Annotated in this window: 13 protein-coding genes; 2 read left to right on the forward strand and 11 right to left on the reverse strand. The window is 41.2% G+C overall.

What is annotated here, in order from left to right:
- Positions 1 to 650 precede the first annotated feature (650 nt).
- Together IMPJCBKJ_RS09420 and IMPJCBKJ_RS09425 are read right to left on the reverse strand one after the other, a co-directional pair.
- Positions 651 to 1733, reverse strand: coding sequence for a DUF4785 domain-containing protein (locus tag IMPJCBKJ_RS09420; protein ID WP_166339991.1), 1083 nt, complete (start codon positions 1731 to 1733; stop codon positions 651 to 653).
- A gap of 9 nt (positions 1734 to 1742) precedes the next feature.
- On the reverse strand, positions 1743 to 2609 hold the full coding sequence (locus IMPJCBKJ_RS09425) for a hypothetical protein (RefSeq protein WP_206004186.1): 867 nt from the start codon (positions 2607 to 2609) through the stop codon (positions 1743 to 1745).
- A 401-nt stretch (positions 2610 to 3010) separates the two neighbouring features.
- Between IMPJCBKJ_RS09425 and IMPJCBKJ_RS09430 the strand changes: the two genes are divergently transcribed.
- A complete protein-coding gene (locus IMPJCBKJ_RS09430) occupies positions 3011 to 3700 on the forward strand; it encodes an alpha/beta fold hydrolase (protein WP_063700501.1) in 690 nt (229 codons plus the stop codon).
- A gap of 253 nt (positions 3701 to 3953) precedes the next feature.
- Here the strand turns inward: IMPJCBKJ_RS09430 and IMPJCBKJ_RS09435 are convergent, their stop codons facing one another.
- The 9 genes from IMPJCBKJ_RS09435 to IMPJCBKJ_RS09475 form a co-directional block, all read right to left on the reverse strand.
- The gene (locus tag IMPJCBKJ_RS09435) at positions 3954 to 5711 is read right to left on the reverse strand and encodes a HEAT repeat domain-containing protein (RefSeq protein WP_166339993.1); all 1758 of its coding nucleotides are present in this window, start codon (positions 5709 to 5711) and stop codon (positions 3954 to 3956) included.
- A gap of 18 nt (positions 5712 to 5729) precedes the next feature.
- Entirely contained in the window at positions 5730 to 7598 is a 1869-nt protein-coding gene (locus IMPJCBKJ_RS09440; protein ID WP_166339995.1) for a hypothetical protein, read from the reverse strand.
- 494 nt (positions 7599 to 8092) lie between these two features.
- On the reverse strand, positions 8093 to 9097 hold the full coding sequence (locus tag IMPJCBKJ_RS09445) for a hypothetical protein (protein WP_166339997.1): 1005 nt from the start codon (positions 9095 to 9097) through the stop codon (positions 8093 to 8095).
- Positions 9098 to 9422: 325 nt separating this feature from the next.
- Positions 9423 to 10076 (reverse strand): RloB family protein, encoded by a 654-nt coding sequence (locus IMPJCBKJ_RS09450; RefSeq protein WP_166339999.1) that lies wholly within the window; start codon positions 10074 to 10076, stop codon positions 9423 to 9425.
- A 2-nt stretch (positions 10077 to 10078) separates the two neighbouring features.
- Positions 10079 to 11395 (reverse strand): ATP-binding protein, encoded by a 1317-nt coding sequence (locus IMPJCBKJ_RS09455; protein WP_166340001.1) that lies wholly within the window; start codon positions 11393 to 11395, stop codon positions 10079 to 10081.
- A 678-nt stretch (positions 11396 to 12073) separates the two neighbouring features.
- Entirely contained in the window at positions 12074 to 14965 is a 2892-nt protein-coding gene (gene gcvP, locus IMPJCBKJ_RS09460; RefSeq protein ID WP_130050854.1) for an aminomethyl-transferring glycine dehydrogenase, read from the reverse strand.
- A 199-nt stretch (positions 14966 to 15164) separates the two neighbouring features.
- Positions 15165 to 15554: a glycine cleavage system protein GcvH gene (gcvH, locus tag IMPJCBKJ_RS09465; RefSeq protein ID WP_054551324.1), complete on the reverse strand. Its 390-nt coding sequence runs from the start codon at positions 15552 to 15554 to the stop codon at positions 15165 to 15167.
- A gap of 51 nt (positions 15555 to 15605) precedes the next feature.
- A complete protein-coding gene (gene gcvT, locus IMPJCBKJ_RS09470) occupies positions 15606 to 16688 on the reverse strand; it encodes a glycine cleavage system aminomethyltransferase GcvT (protein ID WP_054560755.1) in 1083 nt (360 codons plus the stop codon).
- A gap of 180 nt (positions 16689 to 16868) precedes the next feature.
- The gene (locus IMPJCBKJ_RS09475) at positions 16869 to 17468 is read right to left on the reverse strand and encodes a hypothetical protein (protein WP_054560756.1); all 600 of its coding nucleotides are present in this window, start codon (positions 17466 to 17468) and stop codon (positions 16869 to 16871) included.
- A 124-nt stretch (positions 17469 to 17592) separates the two neighbouring features.
- Between IMPJCBKJ_RS09475 and IMPJCBKJ_RS09480 the strand changes: the two genes are divergently transcribed.
- Positions 17593 to 18438, forward strand: a complete 846-nt coding sequence (locus IMPJCBKJ_RS09480; RefSeq protein WP_054551321.1) for a LysR family transcriptional regulator — start codon at positions 17593 to 17595, stop codon at positions 18436 to 18438.
- The last annotated feature ends 198 nt before the right edge of the window (positions 18439 to 18636 follow it).

Below are 18636 nucleotides of genomic sequence, written 5' to 3' on the forward strand. Positions count from 1 at the left end.
CACCGAGGCACTTCGCGCTACACAGAGAAAAACAGCATTTAAAAATAATATTCACAAAGAGGATAAGAGACGCTGCGCTTAAAAGGAAAAAACAAAATACTCTTTTGGTCTATCTCATTTACTTCTCATTCTTTTCTCTTTGTGAAAAAAAATATTGAACCACAAAGTACACCGAGGCACTTCGCGCTACACAGAGAAAAACAGCATTTACAAATAATATTCACAAAGAGGATAAGAGACGCTGCGCTTAAAAGGAAAAAAACAAAATACTCTTTTGGTCTATCTCATTTATTTCTCATTCTTTTCTCTTTGTGAAAAAAATATTGAACCACAAAGTACACCGAGGCACTTCGCGCTACACAGAGAAAAACAGCATTTAAAAATAATATTCACAAAGAGGATAAGAGACGCTGCGCTTAAAAGGAAAAAACAAAATACTCTTTTGTTCTATCTCATTTATTTCTCATTCTCTTCTCTTTATGCAAAACAAATTGAACCACAGGGTTCGGCGAAAAAACGCCTAAACTCGTATCTCGCAAACTTTTTCGTCTGATAGCTGACGGCTGAAAGCTGATAGCTCCTTCCCCTAGCTGCTCGCTAACTTGTTGGGCTTCGCTCAGCTCCACCCAACATACAATAAGAGCTACCCTTTATTCCCCCGCAAACTTTAACATTCGCGTTTGGTCGGTAAGTTCAATATCCACCAGCTCATATGGGGCTTTCGCTGTTTGAGTGACTGCAAAAGGCATGGTGAAACTATCATAGCTATCAATCTGTTTTGCTACTTCAACCGTTGCCAGTTTGATGCGCTCACCTTTATTACCTTTGCCAGTTAAGGTTGCACGAATGGCATAGCGGCCTGAGTCGGTCACTTGCACCGGTACTTTAGCTTGGTATTTGTTATTGCCAAGCGCAGTTACTTTGGCTTTATCCATACTGATGGTTTGTGAACTATGTACAAACGGCATTTTTATAGAGCGTTTTACCGTTTGGCCATTCACTTTAGTATCTACACTGGCCTCAAGCTCGTAGTAACCATTTATTGCGCCTAAGGTTTCAAGCGGGTAATTAAATACTGCTTCACCATTTTCGTAACGTACATCTAGTTTTTCGCCATCAGGGCTTGAAAGCGTTAACTTCACATCACTATCTTTAAAGCGCTTTTTACCCATACTAAGCTGCATAGCAACACGCTGTTGCTGATCTTTCACTTTAAATTGCGATTTAGCATGCAAAGCATTGCTCGAGCCTTTTTCAATCACGTGCAGCAAGTAGGTGTCGTTATCGTTAAGGGCTTGGCTTGTTCTTAGCATTGCTTTGCCATTTACCTGACCTAGCTTTAAGCCAACACTGCCATCGCTAAATCCTGCATTTTCCATTTGCTCACGTGCAACCATGGCTTGCATTGGCATTTGCCTAAAGTTGTCATCTCGCACCGACAGCTTATCAAGCTGTAAGCCATGAGGCTTAAATACTTCGCTACTATCAAAGCGTGCTTTTGGTGCAATGCGAATAAAGTTATCAGCTTGGTTTACAAAAACAGGCACACCACGCTTAAGCTCTTTACCCGAAACTTTCTGCCAATATTCAACACTGTCTTTTTCAAGTGTTTGTAGTTGAGCGCTTGATGCTGGTTGAACTTGAGGGAATTGATAAACCGTTTGCTCATTAGCATTTGCGGCTGTGCTTACAAGCACTATTGCAGCTGCAATTGTGGTTAACTTATTAATCATAGCGGGCTCCTAAATTCGGTTTTTAAGCATGTTTGGCAAGCCAAAACAGTTACGTCGACTTTGCTGATGACTTAAAGGCTCACCACCTTGGGTTCGTGATTTATCGGTAAACCACACCACCCCAGCTAACGACTGAGAACTGCAATTTAAAAAGCCATCTGAACAGCTGTCTAACCAGTTTTGTGTTACTTCAAGGCCCACTTGATTTTGATAACCGCCACAATAGCTGTCGCTATCCCATACCGCTGATTCAACATCACTGCCCACCACGGTTTCGAATCGAGACGATAAACTTGGGCGGTTCGGTGTGCCATACAGCCACTGTGCGTTATACGATTCCATCCAGGATACTTGCTGTTGTTTTACTGCATCGCTGCCGTAGCCTAAAAGCCAACCCAAGCTTTGCTCAAACGAATTACCCGCAATAACCGCATCAGCCAACGGCGTGCCACCACTTGAAGGAGCCAGAGCAATGGTACGCGTGACTTTGCTAATAATATTTGGATAACGGCTATCCCATGTTGGGTTAGATAAAATCCAACGCACCACATTGCCACCGTTAGAATGGGTGATCAGAGTTAAATCTGTGATGTTTTTATTATTGATAAATGTAGTGAGCTGCCCTGCTAAACAGCCAGATGCCGCGTCTGCCCACATGTATTGATCAAAGTCACAATTAATGACCGTGTAATTACTACTATTTGGTAAACCTTGACGAACCGTGTCGACAAAACTGCCTGTCCAATAGTCATTATACGCATCGCTTTGCTGGCCTGTACCGTGCACAAATGCGACTCCTTGCGCAGCAAAAGCACTGTGGCTGATACCCGCTGCCAGCATTAAAGCTGGCACTAGTGAGAGTGTTTTTATTTTCATGTGTGTTCCTGTTGATTGTCATTTTATCTATCAGGTTGGAGGAGTGACCTCCGACCAAAAACATAGACCAAACAGGTACGAAAGCAAGAATAAATTTACATTAATTTAACTTTTGTGCGTTTTTTAAGTACAAATTATTAGATTTTAGGAGAAAAAGAGGAGGCGAGATGCGAGGTGCTAGGTGCGAGTAAACTTTCCCTTTACTCTTTCTAACTCGCTAACTTTTCAAGCTGATAGCTCTTTTGTTCATCGGGCGAAATAAATTTCACGCCTACAATGCTAGCAAAATAAAACGGTATACATTGCACAGTGCGAAATAGTATCGCTGCACGAAAGTACTATATCCAGCCCTGTTTAAATTTCATACGTTGTAAATTAAATATTAAAGAGGAGAACACACAATGAAACGCTTATTGACGATGATTGCGCTATGCGCAGGCATGAGCACAACTGCTTTTGCAGCATGTAGAGATAACGTTGTACTGGTACATGGTAATACCGCCTCCCCTTCGAGTTGGAATAACACAATCAACGAATTAAAACGAAAAGGGTATGTCGACAGTGAAATTTTCACCCCAGATTGGGGCTCTAAATCTTGCGCGAGTTGCAACGATCATAACGGCAGTGAAGAAACGCCCGTACGTAACGCCATTCTTACTGCAATCAACCAATCTTGCACAGGTAAGATCGATATTATCGGCCATTCAATGGGGGTTACACTCGCAGCTCAGCAAATTTATAAGCTAGGAATGGCATCAGATGTTGATACCTTTGTTGGTGTTGCAGGTGCCGCGCGCGGCCTACTTAGTTGCGGTGTTTACCCATATAATGTGTGGAATAACACATGTGGTTACTATGGCTTATCGGTTGGCAGCCCGCTATTAAATAGTATTTATGGAGAAGCATTAGGCGACAAAGTGTATTCCATAAAGAGCTACTCGGATCAAATCGTCTGCTCAACTGGCACTTGTTATGTGTACGGCATTCACAGCAGCCGATTATGGAATGAAAATGCCACCTACACCTACGTTCTCGGCCACTTTGGTTTGCAAACCGATACGTACGTAAAACAAGTGAGTTTGATTCAGTAGGTTTGAGTTAGCGAGATGGTAGCAACGATTTTATATCACGTAGGAATGGTGCTAGGTGCTAACAGCGTAGTGTTAGTTGCGCCTCCCCTATGACTTTTTTCGGCGTTAAAACGCCTCCTACAACTCGCATCTCGCTAACTTTTCAATCTGATAGCTGACGGCTGAAAGCTGATAGCTCCTTTACCCTTTCCCCTTGTAACTTGCTAACTTGTTGGGTTTCGCTCCGCTCTACCCAACCTACCAGCTGATAGCTCTACGAACCATACAGCGCTTTCATTAATTGACGCAGGTTCTTTTGATTAGTTTCCGTCTTAACCAGCGCTTTTAAACGGCTTTTAACCTCTGGTTTTGACTTCGCTTGTTGACTTAACGCCGATATAGCGGCGCTGCGAATATCTTTCGGGTTACTAGCGTCAGCAAAGGCATAAATACTATCTACTTGTTCTGCGTCTAACTCATTATTACCCATTGCCTTTAAAATCGCCCCTTGCGTTTTACTATCAGTTTCTTGATTTAGTTGATTACTCAAGTAATTCAAACTGGTTTTACTTGGCATTTTTGCCAAGGCCTCTGCCGCATTTAGTCGTAATCTTGCACTGTCGCCAGCTAAATAATCACCAATAAGCTGTTGATGATCATAGTCTCCACTATTACCCAGTGCGGTGATTAGGGCTGATGCTTTTTGCTCCGTTGCACTAGAGCTCAAAGAATCAGCTAATTTTTGGGTTAACTGAGTTGAAAACTCACTGCCCTGCTGATTTTTTGCAATCGCCCCCATTACCATTAAAGCACTATGAGCCAGCTTAGAATTTTCTTCATCAAGACCATATGACATGGAATACTCAAAAATCGCCTCAACCTGCATGTCAGTTAACGGCTTTTCACTGTATTTTAGTGCCATTAAACTTCTAAAGCGCTGATTTGGTGAAAATAAACCAGGCTCAACAAATACCTCTGTTAGTAACTGTTTTGAATTAACTGAGTCATGTTTACCTAAGTACATAAACAATTTACTTTCTAGGGGATCAGCAATTGATTTAGTTGAAATAAGCTCTTTTAAGCTCAGCAAATACTGATCATTGTCATAAAGAAATTGCAAAAGCGTTTTTCGGTCTCCCTCTAGCCAATCCATACTTTTTAAAGCAGTGATAAACGCTTCAGTATTTTTTAATGGTTGAGGCGGCGCTTTAGGGTAAACCCAATCTGTGCTTAAATTTTCCCATTGATTAGGGTCTTCGGGTAATTGCAGTAACCTTGCATCATCGGGTATCGATTGATTTGAGCGATTTAAACTTAGTGTTTGCAGTACTTCAATATTCATACTTCCATCACTACTACTGACTTGAATATGACTATTTCCGAGGGTTTTTGTTAACCAGCATTTATCGTTTTCAAAGATAAACTCATCACTAATAATGTTCGCCGTTTCTAACTGCATTAGCTTTTTCGCAGCGTTAGTACTTTGCCTAGTGTCAGTTGGTTCTAAGTAACTGAGTTTATTTCGCTTTAGTTTATTATCAGCTAACACTGTGTAGAGTGATTTGTACTGACCGATATCATCTCGCTCTTTAACCCAATACTTATCCCCCTGTAAATTTTCAGGGGGTTTTGCACGGTGAAAGGCACGGTATAAAGCAATCAGCTTTTGTTGATCAGCCGCTTTTAATTTAGCGTTAAACCGATAATCTAAAACTTCACCTGAGTTATTGCTAACTTTCACAGCAAAAGGGACAGCATACTCATTGCTGGTACTCACTGTTTTATTCAACTTTGCTTGAGCTTGGTATAGCTCAAAACCCAACCAGTGAAATTTTTCTGCAACTAACAAAGGCCGATAAATTAACCGCCCTTGCAAGTCAAACTGGCTTTTTGAGGGGCTATTCATCGAAACAATATTCGTATCAGCTTTTGATTGAAGTTCACCCCAAACAGTACAATGAGGCACTGCATAAGCGGCCGAAGCATAGCCTAACAAAGTGCCAAAAAATAAACTCAGTTTAATTAAACGCATTATACCTATGCCTTCATACTAATAATTTAAGGTTGCTGATTCGTCTAAAATTGTCCAGCTTTTATCGTACAAGGTACTAGTATCGTAGATAGTTTGAGTTTTGGTTTTTGTCTTAACCGTGCAACACCACTTGTATTTAGGGTATTTCACATAAACATAAAATTCACCGGAAATAGCCTCAATATCATTCGTTACATCAATCCCTAAAGTGATTTTAGAATCAGTGATAGCTTTAGCTAAATCTGCATAAAGTGTGGCATTAAATGTATCTGCAATAATCAAAAAGTCTATACCAACACCGCCACTTGCAATACCTAAGTTTATTTCTGCAGTGGCATACGCATCCATGCTGGCAGTAACAATATCTCCCCCTAAGTCAATTCGGCTATTGCTGTAAGCTAAACCAACCCCTAAATCCAAGCTGCCACTGACACCAGCCTCAACGGTCACCGGAACAATTACAATGGTGAACGTCGTTTCAACCACTTTTTGCTCTTCGCTCCAGCTATATCCTAAAGACTTGTCTAAGGCCGTTAACGTGTCGCCCTCGTCAATTAATGTGTCACCCAGCACACTAAAGTTTGCTGCATAAGTAATCTCACCATCACTTACATTTGCACTCGCTTCAGCGCTGGCACTAACCAAACTCGCTGATTTATCAAATAGGTAAAGATCTAGGTCTGCTTCAACTAGCCCCTCGGCTGAACCACCATTACTAGAAGAAACATTCATATAGCTATAAAAAGAAGGGCTGATTGCCACAGCGTCACTGTCACCATAGGTAGCACTCCAACTGCCAACTTTGGCTAACGTTGTTGCTGATGAAGCTGTAGTCTGCATCGCTGATGCTGACGCTATTGTTGTTTTATTACTATTTAGCTCTACCGATTCTGCAGAACTCACTTCATCATGATAAAGTGCATAAGGTACTTCAACGGTAATACTATTATTTTCGCTATGAGCTTCAATTTCATCAGAGTTGTCGTGGAAGGTAAATGTCATGCTAAAACTGTTTTCACCACCATCGTGATCAAAATCATCGTGTATCGCTTTTAGCAATACGCCATTTACTGCAACATCCCAAGGAAAGTAATGAGATTGCTCATGATCAGGAAACTTAATACGCATCGTCTCCATATAAGCTTGTGCTTGCTCATTCCATAAGTGAGCATGATAAGTCGTTTCGCCGATGGTTATTGTTGCACTGATATCAGCCTCGTTGACTGAATTACCAAATTTGGTGGCATTAATAAAGCCTATTAAATCAGGTACTTTCTGTGTTGGTTCACCAGTACCTGTGGTATCTCTTTTACCCGGGCCAGGAAAAATAGCAAAGCCGTCGCCCACTTTAAGTTTATCTAAAACAAAATCATGGTAATGACCATCGCTAATGGTTACTGAGCTATAGGTGCTTTCGTCACCAGATTCAATGCCACGGGATTTATTATCTGTAACATCAACTTCGTTTGAGATCACACCACTTGTGTCAACAAAAGCGGCAATAATAAATTCACCCGCAGCGAGATCTTCATTTGGCAAAATTAATGTTGCCGTATGATTTTGCTCGCCTTCTTGTAACTGCTCGATATAAAACTCACCCAAATCGTAGCCATCTGGCTCATCTTCAGTTTCGAGTTCAGCGACTTTACTTTTTTCAATTAAAATAAATGAAACACCAACGTGTTCATTCGTTAATAAGGTTGTTTCGGTACTGAAATCAACTGTGATCTGTTGTCCTGGTTGATAAACGTCATCGGAGACTGAGGTCATAGATTTCAAAGCGACATTAGCAACAGCTTCTTGTTCGGTAGAGTCATCATCAGAACACCCAACTAGTGAAAGTAGGGATAAAGCCAACACAGCACTAATCCTTTTACACTGATTCATATTACGATTCCTAATTATTGATTGTAATTTCGACAAACTATTAATTAATAAAATGCTTACTTCTACTCAAAGTCCGACCGACTTCTTTTCGAAATGGTTAAGCTTTAACCCACCCAAATTGGGGTACAAAAGGTTCATATTTCAAAGGGTAAATCACAATAATGGATGAATTATGGAGGGATAAAAAAATTTAATAGGTGCGAGGGATGAGGAAGGAGATAATAGATATCAGTCGTTAGAAGTCAGATTAGATTGTGCCTACGCATACTTAAACTGGAATGATCATCCGTAGGCGTGAAATTTATTTCGCGCGAAATATATTTCACACCTACGGTATCGGGATTAGCCATAGCAAGGTACAGGCACAATCTAACCTAAACCTTATGACTTAAAGCTCTTTTGTTTTAATCTGATAGCTGACGGCTGAAAGCTGATAGCTCCTTTCCCCTCGCTAACTTATCGAGTTTCGCTGTGCTCTACCCTATACGCTGTTATTAATACCCTTCAAACCTTGTTGCACAACCTATGCCTATGCACTCAACACGGCTGTCGAGTTCTAACAGCTCTAAATTATAGCTTTTGCTTACATCTACTTTTTTTAGTGGGTTATTAAAAAGGCTGATATCTACTAAATTTGCATGTTCACGTAAATCAATGTTTTTTAATTTGTTATTCGACAAAAAGAGCACTTGAAGCATGGGGTTTGCAGTTAAATCGATAGTGCTTAAGTGGTTATTACTGGCGTAAAGTGCAGTTAACTTTTTATTATGGCTGATGTCTAAAGAGCTAAGCTGGTTGGCATCTAGGTTTAGTTCGCTGAGCATCTTGAACTTGCTTAAATCTAGGTTTTTTAACTGATTATTTGCAAGCTCAAGGTTACGAATACCACTCGGTATATTTACTTTTGTGAGCTTATTGCCCGACAGATTAAGTTGATACAGTTCAGAATTAATAAGCGTCAATTCACCTGTCAGCTTATTATCATTAAGATCAAGCCATGTAAGTTTACTGTTAGTGCTTACATCAAGCTTTGAAAGCTTATTACCACTCAGCATTAAAGTCTCTAACTCTTCGTTGTTACTTACATCAATTCTCGTAAGGCTATTTTGGCTTAAATTAACATGGAAAAGCTGGCTGTTGTGGCTTATGTCGATTTCGGTCAGCTGGTTTGGCACTTTCTTATCGGCAGGTCTACTTGTAATGCCACCAATTTCACCAACTATGAAGCTATCCCCTTCATTACTGAGGACGAGTTTTGTTAAGTTACTAAAATGCTCAAGCCCTTTGGCTGAGGTAATACCGCGATCTCTGCAATGTATTTTTGTCACCTCCCCCACAGTTTTATAGCCACTTTCTTGTAAACACGCTAAGAAGTTAGCATCTGCAACCACGCTCTCTATTGGTGTATCGTCATTAGCCGAAGCACCAGCAACCCCAAGATTTAATACAAGCAAGCAGGCCAAAGCCCTTTTAATGCGCACAAAGTTCCCTTTTAACATTCTTTCACCTTAAATTTTCAACAACATAATCAGGTGGTTAAGTAAGAGGTTTCACCACCCAACAACAAGGCATGCATAATACAGGTTATTTGATGCTTGTACCTATATAAATACAGAAATTCTTTCAAAGTTGTTTTTTAATGGATTCGCGCGAAATAAATTTCACGCCTACAGTGCTAGGTGCTAGGTGCTAGGTGCTAGGTGCTAGGTGCTAGGTGCTAGGTGCTAACAGCATAGTGTTGGTTTTGGATTGATCAAGGGGGTAGGCAAAAAGAAAAACCTGACCCCTTGGTTTTCATTGATTGGCTATTTCGAATTATTTGTTTCAAAAGTATGCCTTTAATTCATTAATTAGGTCAGGCATATTAGTCCCCAAATTAGCTGCTGGATTTTGTTTATCAAAGTCCAATTTAGCTGCATTTTCTAAAGCAATATCAATTCTATCTGGCAAATCAGAGAATCGGAGTTGCCCTTTACAAGCACGTAGTCTTCTTTTAGCGAATGTACTCCCAGAAGTTTTTTTATTCTCCAAAAGTGCCTCTGAGTCATTTGGAGACAGTAATGACAAATCTTCAAAATGCAGTAACCCCCATAAGTCAAAACTTGGATTACTGACAACCACTTTTACTTTCTTTTGACGAGCTTCGGTAAGTGCTGTTGTTGTAGAAGTTAAGTGTGTCCCCGTAAAATACCTATCACGGTCTATGACAATAAAGCCAGTAACTGAAGAGTGCTTTAAGTCATAAGCGTTTTTGCTGCAATAATGACTCAAATCTCTTAAAACGCTTGCCGGATCAGATTTATTAGTTGAGCTTTTTTCTACAGGAATTACTTTAATCAATTTTTCAAATCTTTTTTGAATTTTTATAGCTACACTGTCAAAGTATTCTTTTTCATCAACATCACCTTCGAATGCAATGATATAAGTTATTGCGTCTATTTTTTGTCCGTAACGACTTCCGCTTGACTTACGCCCCATAATTACTGCCCACTCAAGTTTGGAACCCCACCGAAGATTCCTTTCAGATAAGCTGAGTGGATATCTTTATCATAACGAGGCGAATAATCACTTAGGCTATACAATTGTGTTGAACCATCTCTTTCTTTTTGGACAAACCATATTTCATCTCTTCTCAAAATTTCATTGTCTAAAAGCTCAGCCTCATGAGTCGTTGTGATCAACTGATCATCACTGTCAGTCTCTAAAAATAGCTTTAGTAGTTTGATTGAAAGTAAAGGGTGCAGGCTTCTATCAAATTCATCAATAACGAATGTTAAAGGAAACTTCTTATCATTACTTAATGTGGGTAGTAAATCGACAATTCTTTTTGTTCCATCAGATTCATCTTCAAAATCAAAGATAACTTCTTCACCTGATTTTGACTTATGTATAGAAGTTAACTTAGTTATCTTAAGAGATGAAGTTTCATCTATGAACTCAGCTAAATAATCAACTTCATTTAAATCAAATGAATAAGGTTTATTACTTGAAGCAATTTTACTTTTAATTTCTTCAAGCTGATCTGTTGTAAATTTATTTAATGGTACTTCTGTAGAATTTAGTTTTTCTATACCTGTATCAAAATTCTTTATCACATCAAAACAATTTCCATTTCCACTAGAGAGATCAGACAGGGTTGAGTTATATTTAGATTCAGGAAAAATAATGATGAGATGGAAGTTAAAAAACAAAAATGCAGGCAGAAGAAACTCTAAAAAGCTAAAATCTACTTCACTGCTACCTTTCTTTTTAGATAGTTCTAGCTCCCTAAAAAATTCTCTTATTTTTTCTGAAGAATCTGTCAGAAAAAGTTTTTTAGGAGATGTATATTTAGAAAAAACTAAAAACTCAGAATTATTCGAAATATCTTCAACATCACTTGTATATGAATATACTACTGTATTAACAGATTTACTCTTATCTATTTTTCTGTGGTAGATCTTTGTTTCTGAGTTTGGAGTTATATGTACTAACTCTTCCTCTGCAATAATATTGTTTTCAACAGAGAAGAAGTAGGCATAATACTCACCCTTAATACAAAACTCGAAAGTAAAATCTCTTTTTTTACTTCCATCTTTAACTAGTGAGAAATGTGAACTTCTCAAAAAAGGACAGTAGTCTAAATTAGACTCACCTGTTATTACCTCTTTTGCATAAGCCATGGCTTTAATCACATTTGATTTACCACTAGCATTAGCACCATAAAGTAACGCACCTTTAAGAACTTTCTTTTTTTTATCCCTTAAAGGGGTTCTAGCATGGTTTTTATGACGACGAAGCCTAGGAGCGGCTTTCATATTTAGCTCAATTGATTCATCAATTGAACGAAAGTTATTTGCACTGAAATAAATAAGCATATGAGTAGTTCAGAAAACTGTTTTAAATTACTTATACAGCATATACACTTCACATTAAAGAGAAATTCTCTCTTTAATGTGTGCTTAGTGGTATTCAAATAAGTGAATTCCCAATTCACCAAACAAAAAATAGCCATAAGACTGATTTAATATTTTCTTAACCTAAATCAACATTGTCAGACTCGAGTATGATAAGTGAGGTCAACTCTTAAATTTCTCCAAGACCAAACACCAAGCTCATGTTTAACACCCCCCGTCATCACGCACTGAAAAGAAGCAATTGAAAAGTAATACTGCGCATGAATCACAGGGAGAGTCCAGAGAGGGGTCAGCGGCATCTCCTCTTGACTGCCGTCCCTAGCGCGACAAAACCTTGAATAAGATATTTGACACATAGGGTCAGCTTTTGCTTTTGACTGTACTCTATCTTCTTCGCGCGAAATAAATTTCACGCCTACGGTATCGCGGTTAACCATAACAATGTAAGACATAATCTAACTTATAGCTTAAAGCACCTTTCCCCTAGCAACTCTCTAACTTTCCCCTCGCTAACTTTCTCCAACAAAAAAGCCGTTACATTGCTGCAACGGCTTTTTGGCATTTGAATTTAATCAAACCTTAGTCACGGTATGTCTCTACCGCTGGGCATGAACAAACTAGGTTACGGTCGCCGTATACGTCATCGATACGGGTTACTGTAGGCCAGAATTTGTCTTTTGCTACGCTTGGTACTGGGAATGCTGCGTAGAAACGGTCGTATGCACGATCCCACTCATTGCCTAGTACGTCTGCTTGTGTGTGCGGTGCAAACACTAGCGGGTTGTTTTCAATTGACCATTCGCCAGATGCGATACGGTCGATTTCTGACTTGATTGACACCATTGCTTCGATGAAACGGTCGATCTCAACTTTAGACTCAGACTCAGTTGGCTCAATCATTAGTGTGCCAGCTACTGGGAATGACATAGTTGGTGAATGGAAACCGTAGTCTTGTAGACGTTTAGCTACGTCCATTTCTGTTACGCCTGTTTGCTCTTTGATTGGGCGTAGGTCAACAATACACTCGTGCGCAACGCGGTTGTTACGGCCACGGTATAAAATTGGGTAGTGCTCGCTTAGCTTCTCAGATAAGTAGTTAGCGTTCACGATAGCCATTTCTGTTGCTTGTTTTAAGCCTTCAGAGCCCATCATAGCAATGTATGCCCACGAGATTGGTAAAATAGCTGCTGAGCCGTAAGGGGCTGCAGAAACCGCACCGTTACCGATGTTTGTGCCAGCAACATTAATTACGCTGTGGTTAGGCATAAATGGCGCTAGGTGAGATTTAACACCGATAGGGCCAACACCTGGACCACCACCACCGTGTGGAATACAGAATGTTTTGTGTAGGTTAAGGTGCGATACGTCAGAACCGATTGAACCTGGGCTTGTAACACCAACTTGCGCGTTCATGTTTGCGCCGTCCATGTACACTTGACCGCCGTGCTCATGCACGATGTCACAGATTTCACGAATTGTTTCTTCGTAAACACCGTGTGTAGATGGGTATGTGATCATGATACAAGATAGGTTTTCAGATACCTCTTCGGCTTTCGCCTTAAGGTCTGCCATATCAACGTTACCGTTTTTATCACAGTCAACAACCACGATTTTCATGCTTGCCATTTGTGCAGACGCTGGGTTTGTACCGTGCGCTGAACTTGGGATCAAACATACGTTACGGTGACCTTCACCGCGTGACTCGTGGTATTTACGAATCGCGATTAAGCCTGCGTATTCACCTTGCGCACCTGAGTTAGGTTGTAGTGAAACTGCATCGTAACCTGTGATGTTTACTAACCAATCATGTAGTTCTGTCATCATGATTTGGTAACCCGCTGCCTGATCAAGTGGGCAGAATGGGTGTAAGTTTGCAAACTCAGGCCAAGTGATTGGGATCATCTCAGCTGTCGCATTAAGTTTCATTGTACATGAACCTAATGAGATCATTGAGTGGTTAAGCGCTAAGTCTTTGTTCTCTAGGCGCTTGATGTAACGCAACATTTCAGTCTCGCTGTGGTACGAGTTGAAGTTAGGGTGCGTTAAAATTTCGTCATCGCGTACTAGGCTTGCAGGAATTGAGTTGCTGCCATTTACTTCGATTTCGTTTGCAAGTGCATCAACGCTCAGACCGTGGCCTTCACCTAAGATGATGTCGAATAGCTCAGCTACGTCTGCACGGGTTGTTGTTTCTGATACAGAAATTGAGTATTCACCTGCGCGGTTAGACGCAAAGTTAACGCCGTTTGCTACTGCACGTGCAACGATTTCGTCTTTATTATCTGCAACAACAGTCAGTGTATCGAACCATGTGTCGTGCTTAAGGTTTACGCCTTTCGCTTTTAAGCCTGCCGCTAAGATATCTGCAAAACGGTGGATACGCTCAGCGATAGTTTTAAGGCCTTGTGGACCGTGGTAAACCGCGTAGAACGCTGCCATGTTCGCTAGTAGTACTTGCGCAGTACAGATGTTTGAATTGGCTTTTTCACGTCGAATGTGTTGTTCACGTGTTTGCATTGCCATACGTAATGCGTCGTTACCTAAGCGGTCTTTAGAAACACCGATAATACGACCTGGTAGTGAACGCTTGTACTTGTCGCGTGTTGCGAAGAATGCAGCGTGTGGACCACCGTAACCCATAGGTACACCAAAACGCTGTGCTGAACCAAGTACTACGTCTGCACCTAGTTTACCTGGTGCTTTAAGCATTAATAAGCTCATGATGTCTGCAGCAACACAGGCAATCGCTTTTTTGTCTTGTACTTGTGCGATTAGGTCAGTTACGTCAGTGATTTCACCGGTTGTTGATGGGTATTGGAATAATGCACCAAAAATCTCATGGTTAGCCGCTTCGCTTGCAGGACCAACAACAACTTCAAAACCAAACTGGTCTGCACGTGTAGCAACAACGTCGATAGTTTGCGTGTGTACGTCATCAGCAATAAAGAAGATGTTTGCTTTTTTAGCTTTAGCAACACGCTTTGCAAGGCCCATTGCTTCTGCAGCAGCCGTTGACTCGTCAAGTAATGACGCGCTTGCTAAATCAAGACCAGTTAGGTCTAGGGTCATAGTCTGGAAGTTTAATAATGATTCTAAACGACCTTGTGCAATCTCTGGTTGGTATGGTGTATACGCAGTGTACCAGCCTGGGTTCTCAAGTACGTTACGTAAAATTACGTGTGGTACGTGAGTTGGGTGGTAGCCTTGACCGATGTATGATTTGAACACTTTATTTTTGCTTGCTACTGATTTTAAGTAGCTTAGTGTTTCAACTTCAGTGCGGCTTTCGCCAATTGATAAACCTTGCTCTAAGCGAATGCTTGCAGGTACCGTTTGACCGATCAGCTCTTCAACACTCGATACTCCAAGAGCGCTTAGCATGTCGCTTACTTGCGCTGGGCTTGGCCCAATGTGACGGCGAATAAAATCTTGCTTTTGCTCTAATTGTTCAAGAGATTTGGCGTTTGACATTTGTCCAGATTCCTATGATCCAAAAAAAAGTGGTTACTGCCAATGGGTAACTGGCAATAACTTAAAAACAGGTTGATTCAGTAACTTACAGCGTATGGAAAAGTAAGCTATAAAATCATAAAAGCCCCAGTGAAACCCAAGCTACGCATTTAATTAGCTGGGGATCTAGACGGGGCTTTTAGTCGGCGTGACTAATTAATTAGTCTTCGTCGATTGTGTTAGCGTAGCCTTCAGCGTCTAACAGGTTATCAAGCTCTGATGTGTCAGATGCTTTGATACGGAATAACCAACCGTCAGTGTACGGGTCGTTATTTACTGTTTCAGGCGAATCTTCAAGCTCTTCGTTGATTGCAACGATTTCACCGCCGATTGGTGCGTAGATGTCTGATGCTGCTTTTACAGACTCAGCTACTGCGCAGTCTTCACCCGCGTCAACTTCATCACCAACTTCTGGTAATTCAACGAATACCATGTCGCCAAGAAGTTCTTGTGCGTGCTCAGTGATACCTACAGTAAACGTACCGTCACCTTCGTCGCGAACCCACTCGTGTGAAGTAGCATATTTTAATTCGCTTGGGATATTGCTCATCTTTTTGTTCCTTTGGTTTATATTGGGTGATAACACCAAATTTTTTATAGTTTAGATAACTGATTTGCCGTTACGTACAAAGCAAGGTTTAACAACCTTAACGTTAACCAGTTTTTTACGCATCTCTACTTGGGCTGTTTCGCCAGTTGAACGCGGAACGCGTGCTAGCGCAACACTGTGACCAAGGGTTGGTGAGAATGTACCAGAGGTAATCACCCCTTCACCACCTTCAACGATGACTTTTAAACCGCTACGCAATACGCCTTTTTCTTCAAGCACTAAACCAACTAGTTTGTCTGTGCTCTTGTCAGCGCGTTGCTGTTCTAATACTTCACGACCGATAAACTTACGATCTTCTGGCTCCCATGCGATTGTCCACGCCATGTTTGCAGCAAGTGGAGAAACACTTTCGTCCATATCTAGGCCGTAAAGGTTCATACCCGCTTCAAGACGTAACGTATCACGCGCACCTAGACCCGCTGGCGCTACGCCTGCGTCTAGAAGTTGTTGCCATAAATCAGCAGCTTGATCGTTAGGTACTACGATTTCATAACCATCTTCGCCAGTATAGCCTGTTGTCGCAATAAATAAATCACCTGCTTGCACACCAAAGAAAGGCTTCATACCTTCAACAGCAGCTTGTTGCTCTGCGTTAAGTACTGTTGCTGTTTTAGCACGTGCGTTAGGGCCTTGAACGGCAATCATTGCAAACTCAGGACGCTCAGTAACCGTTACGGCGAAATCAGCCGAAACTTTAGCTAAATGCGCTAAATCTTTTTCACGAGTTGCTGAGTTAACTACTAAACGGTAGTTCGTTTCTGAGAAAAAGTAGATGATTAGGTCGTCGATTACGCCGCCTTCTTCGTTAAGCATACCTGTGTAAAGTGCTTTACCCGGTACAGTTAACTTAGCAACGTCGTTTGCAACTAGCTTACGTAAGAACGCTTGTGCTTGCTCGCCTTGAATATCGACAATAGTCATGTGAGATACGTCAAACATACCTGCATCTGTGCGAACCGCATTATGCTCTTCGATTTGTGAGCCGTAGTTGATTGGCATTTCCCAGCCGTGGAAATCAACCATTTTTGCGCCAGCTTCAAGGTGCTTAGCATGTAAAACTGTTTTAGAAGTCATAATATTCCTTCACTTTTAAATTAACCCACAAGTTGTGGGGCGTGGCCTCAATTTAATGAGGGGGAATAACATGGGCGGCGATTATACATTAGTTGCACAGTTGTCACACCCAAATTGCGATTTTGTAACTAAAAAACAGCTAAACACCCAAGTGCGTAGCTGTTTTAAAAATTTTATGTTTTAAGCAACGTTGGCTAAGGCTAAATCAAAGCCGAGCTGCTGCAAGTGCGTTTGCCATTTATCAAGCTCTGCTTGGCGCGCCACCAGCTGAAATTGCTGTGTTGCTTGGTTATCTATGGCGGTAATAAATACCTCACCGCTTTGTGCACCATAGCAGCTGCGCATGTCTGATAAACGCAGTCCCGGCGTTAGCTTAAAGCTGTCAACCAAAGCATCAAACGCTTGCTCACCACTTAGGGTTAGTGCGCTTAAATCGTCACGCATTACATAATCAATGTCGTAACGTAGTTGTTGCTCATTAATAAGCGACTGTAATTGCACGCTGGCATCTTTACCTAATACAAAACGAAATGCAGTTTCGTTAAAGTAATACAGGGCATAAGCGTAGCTGCTTGTTAGGTCATCGTCTAATGAACTACGTAAGCCTAAACCGCTGGCAGTTAGCTTATTAATATCAAGACCTAAAATAGCCGTTAAAAATGGGATTGCTTCAGTGCCACTAAAATCCATAATGGCAGTATCGCTATTAGCTTGTAGCACGTTGTCTGCTGGGGTCTCAGCTTGGCTGTGGCGAGCAAACATTATTGGCGTAAAAGTCATATGTGACACCTATCAATCGTTAATGCTTGAAGTATATTGCGCCGTGCTGGCAACAACAAATTGTAATTATTTATCAATTGATAAATAATGCTTATATACATAGCCCTATAAATAGAATTTTTTAATGAAAAACATTTCTACCGATAGTTTACGTACTTTAGTCACTGTTGTTGAAGTTGGCGGGTTTGCCAAAGCGGGTGAATTATTAGGGCTATCGCAACCGGCTGTGAGCTTACAAATAAAGCGCCTTGAAGACATGCTGGGCCATAAGCTGTTTAAAAAGCAAGGTCAGCGCCAAGTGCTTAATCAATATGGCGAACTGCTCATGCCATTAGCAAAGCAAATGCTGCAACAAAACGATGCCATTTTGCAGCAGTTCACCAGCGAAAACGTGACCGGTAAAGTGCGCTTGGGGATCCCTAGTGAATTTGCTGCACGTATTCTACCTTCGATCATAGGTGACTTTGTGGCCCTCTACCCTGACGTGTCGCTCGAAGTGCGCTCTCGTTTGAGTAAGCATTTGTTGTCGGTCTCGCGCCAAGATCAATTCGATTTAGTATTGGCATTAAACGAAGAGCTTGAATCAGCTAAGTTCCCTATTTTTATGCAAGACCAACTAGTATGGGTGGGTGATTTAAACCTGGCACAAAACGATGTGGTAACGCTTGTAACCGCCCCCGAGGGATGTATTTATCGCCGCCGCGCAATCGAGGCGCTACAAAGTGCGGGTATTAAATACCGCATTGCCTACAGTAATGCCGACTTAACCGGCCTAACTGCGGCGTTAAAAGAAGGCTTAGGCATTACGGTACTCGCAAAAAGCACCGTACCGAATGAGCTTAACTACCAAATACAAACCAAAGACCTCCCCGAGCTTGGTCAAATCGGTATTAGTTTAATTAAACGCACCGACGACCCCGGCACCGCCGTAGATAAACTCGCCGAATTCATCGCCCTACGTTTGACGTAGGCTTGAGTTGCAAGATTGTAGCCGCGATTTTATATCGCGTAATTTGATGAATAATCACAAAGAGGAAAAGAGACGCTACGCTTCAGAGGAAAGTAATTATTAGTTTTTTTTGGGTTACTCATTCACTTCTCCTTGTCTTCTCTTTGTGCAAAAAATTATTTAACCACAGAGAACACCGAGGCGCTCCGCTTTAGAGGA

The sequence above is a fragment of the Pseudoalteromonas sp. MB47 genome (assembly GCF_011319765.1).
Lineage (GTDB): Bacteria > Pseudomonadota > Gammaproteobacteria > Enterobacterales > Alteromonadaceae > Pseudoalteromonas > Pseudoalteromonas simplex.

What these genes read in the sequence shown, in the direction of transcription:
- IMPJCBKJ_RS09435 (WP_166339993.1), bottom strand. Translation starts at nt 5,711, where the DNA reads ATGCGTTTAATTAAACTGAGTTTATTTTTTGGCACTTTGTTAGGCTAT.
- IMPJCBKJ_RS09455 (WP_166340001.1), bottom strand. Translation starts at nt 11,395, where the DNA reads ATGAAAGCCGCTCCTAGGCTTCGTCGTCATAAAAACCATGCTAGAACC.
- IMPJCBKJ_RS09420 (WP_166339991.1), bottom strand. Translation starts at nt 1,733, where the DNA reads ATGATTAATAAGTTAACCACAATTGCAGCTGCAATAGTGCTTGTAAGC.
- gcvT (WP_054560755.1), bottom strand. Translation starts at nt 16,688, where the DNA reads ATGACTTCTAAAACAGTTTTACATGCTAAGCACCTTGAAGCTGGCGCA.
- IMPJCBKJ_RS09445 (WP_166339997.1), bottom strand. Translation starts at nt 9,097, where the DNA reads ATGTTAAAAGGGAACTTTGTGCGCATTAAAAGGGCTTTGGCCTGCTTG.
- IMPJCBKJ_RS09450 (WP_166339999.1), bottom strand. Translation starts at nt 10,076, where the DNA reads ATGGGGCGTAAGTCAAGCGGAAGTCGTTACGGACAAAAAATAGACGCA.
- IMPJCBKJ_RS09440 (WP_166339995.1), bottom strand. Translation starts at nt 7,598, where the DNA reads ATGAATCAGTGTAAAAGGATTAGTGCTGTGTTGGCTTTATCCCTACTT.
- gcvP (WP_130050854.1), bottom strand. Translation starts at nt 14,965, where the DNA reads ATGTCAAACGCCAAATCTCTTGAACAATTAGAGCAAAAGCAAGATTTT.
- IMPJCBKJ_RS09475 (WP_054560756.1), bottom strand. Translation starts at nt 17,468, where the DNA reads ATGACTTTTACGCCAATAATGTTTGCTCGCCACAGCCAAGCTGAGACC.
- IMPJCBKJ_RS09425 (WP_206004186.1), bottom strand. Translation starts at nt 2,609, where the DNA reads ATGAAAATAAAAACACTCTCACTAGTGCCAGCTTTAATGCTGGCAGCG.
- gcvH (WP_054551324.1), bottom strand. Translation starts at nt 15,554, where the DNA reads ATGAGCAATATCCCAAGCGAATTAAAATATGCTACTTCACACGAGTGG.
- IMPJCBKJ_RS09480 (WP_054551321.1), top strand. Translation starts at nt 17,593, where the DNA reads ATGAAAAACATTTCTACCGATAGTTTACGTACTTTAGTCACTGTTGTT.
- IMPJCBKJ_RS09430 (WP_063700501.1), top strand. Translation starts at nt 3,011, where the DNA reads ATGAAACGCTTATTGACGATGATTGCGCTATGCGCAGGCATGAGCACA.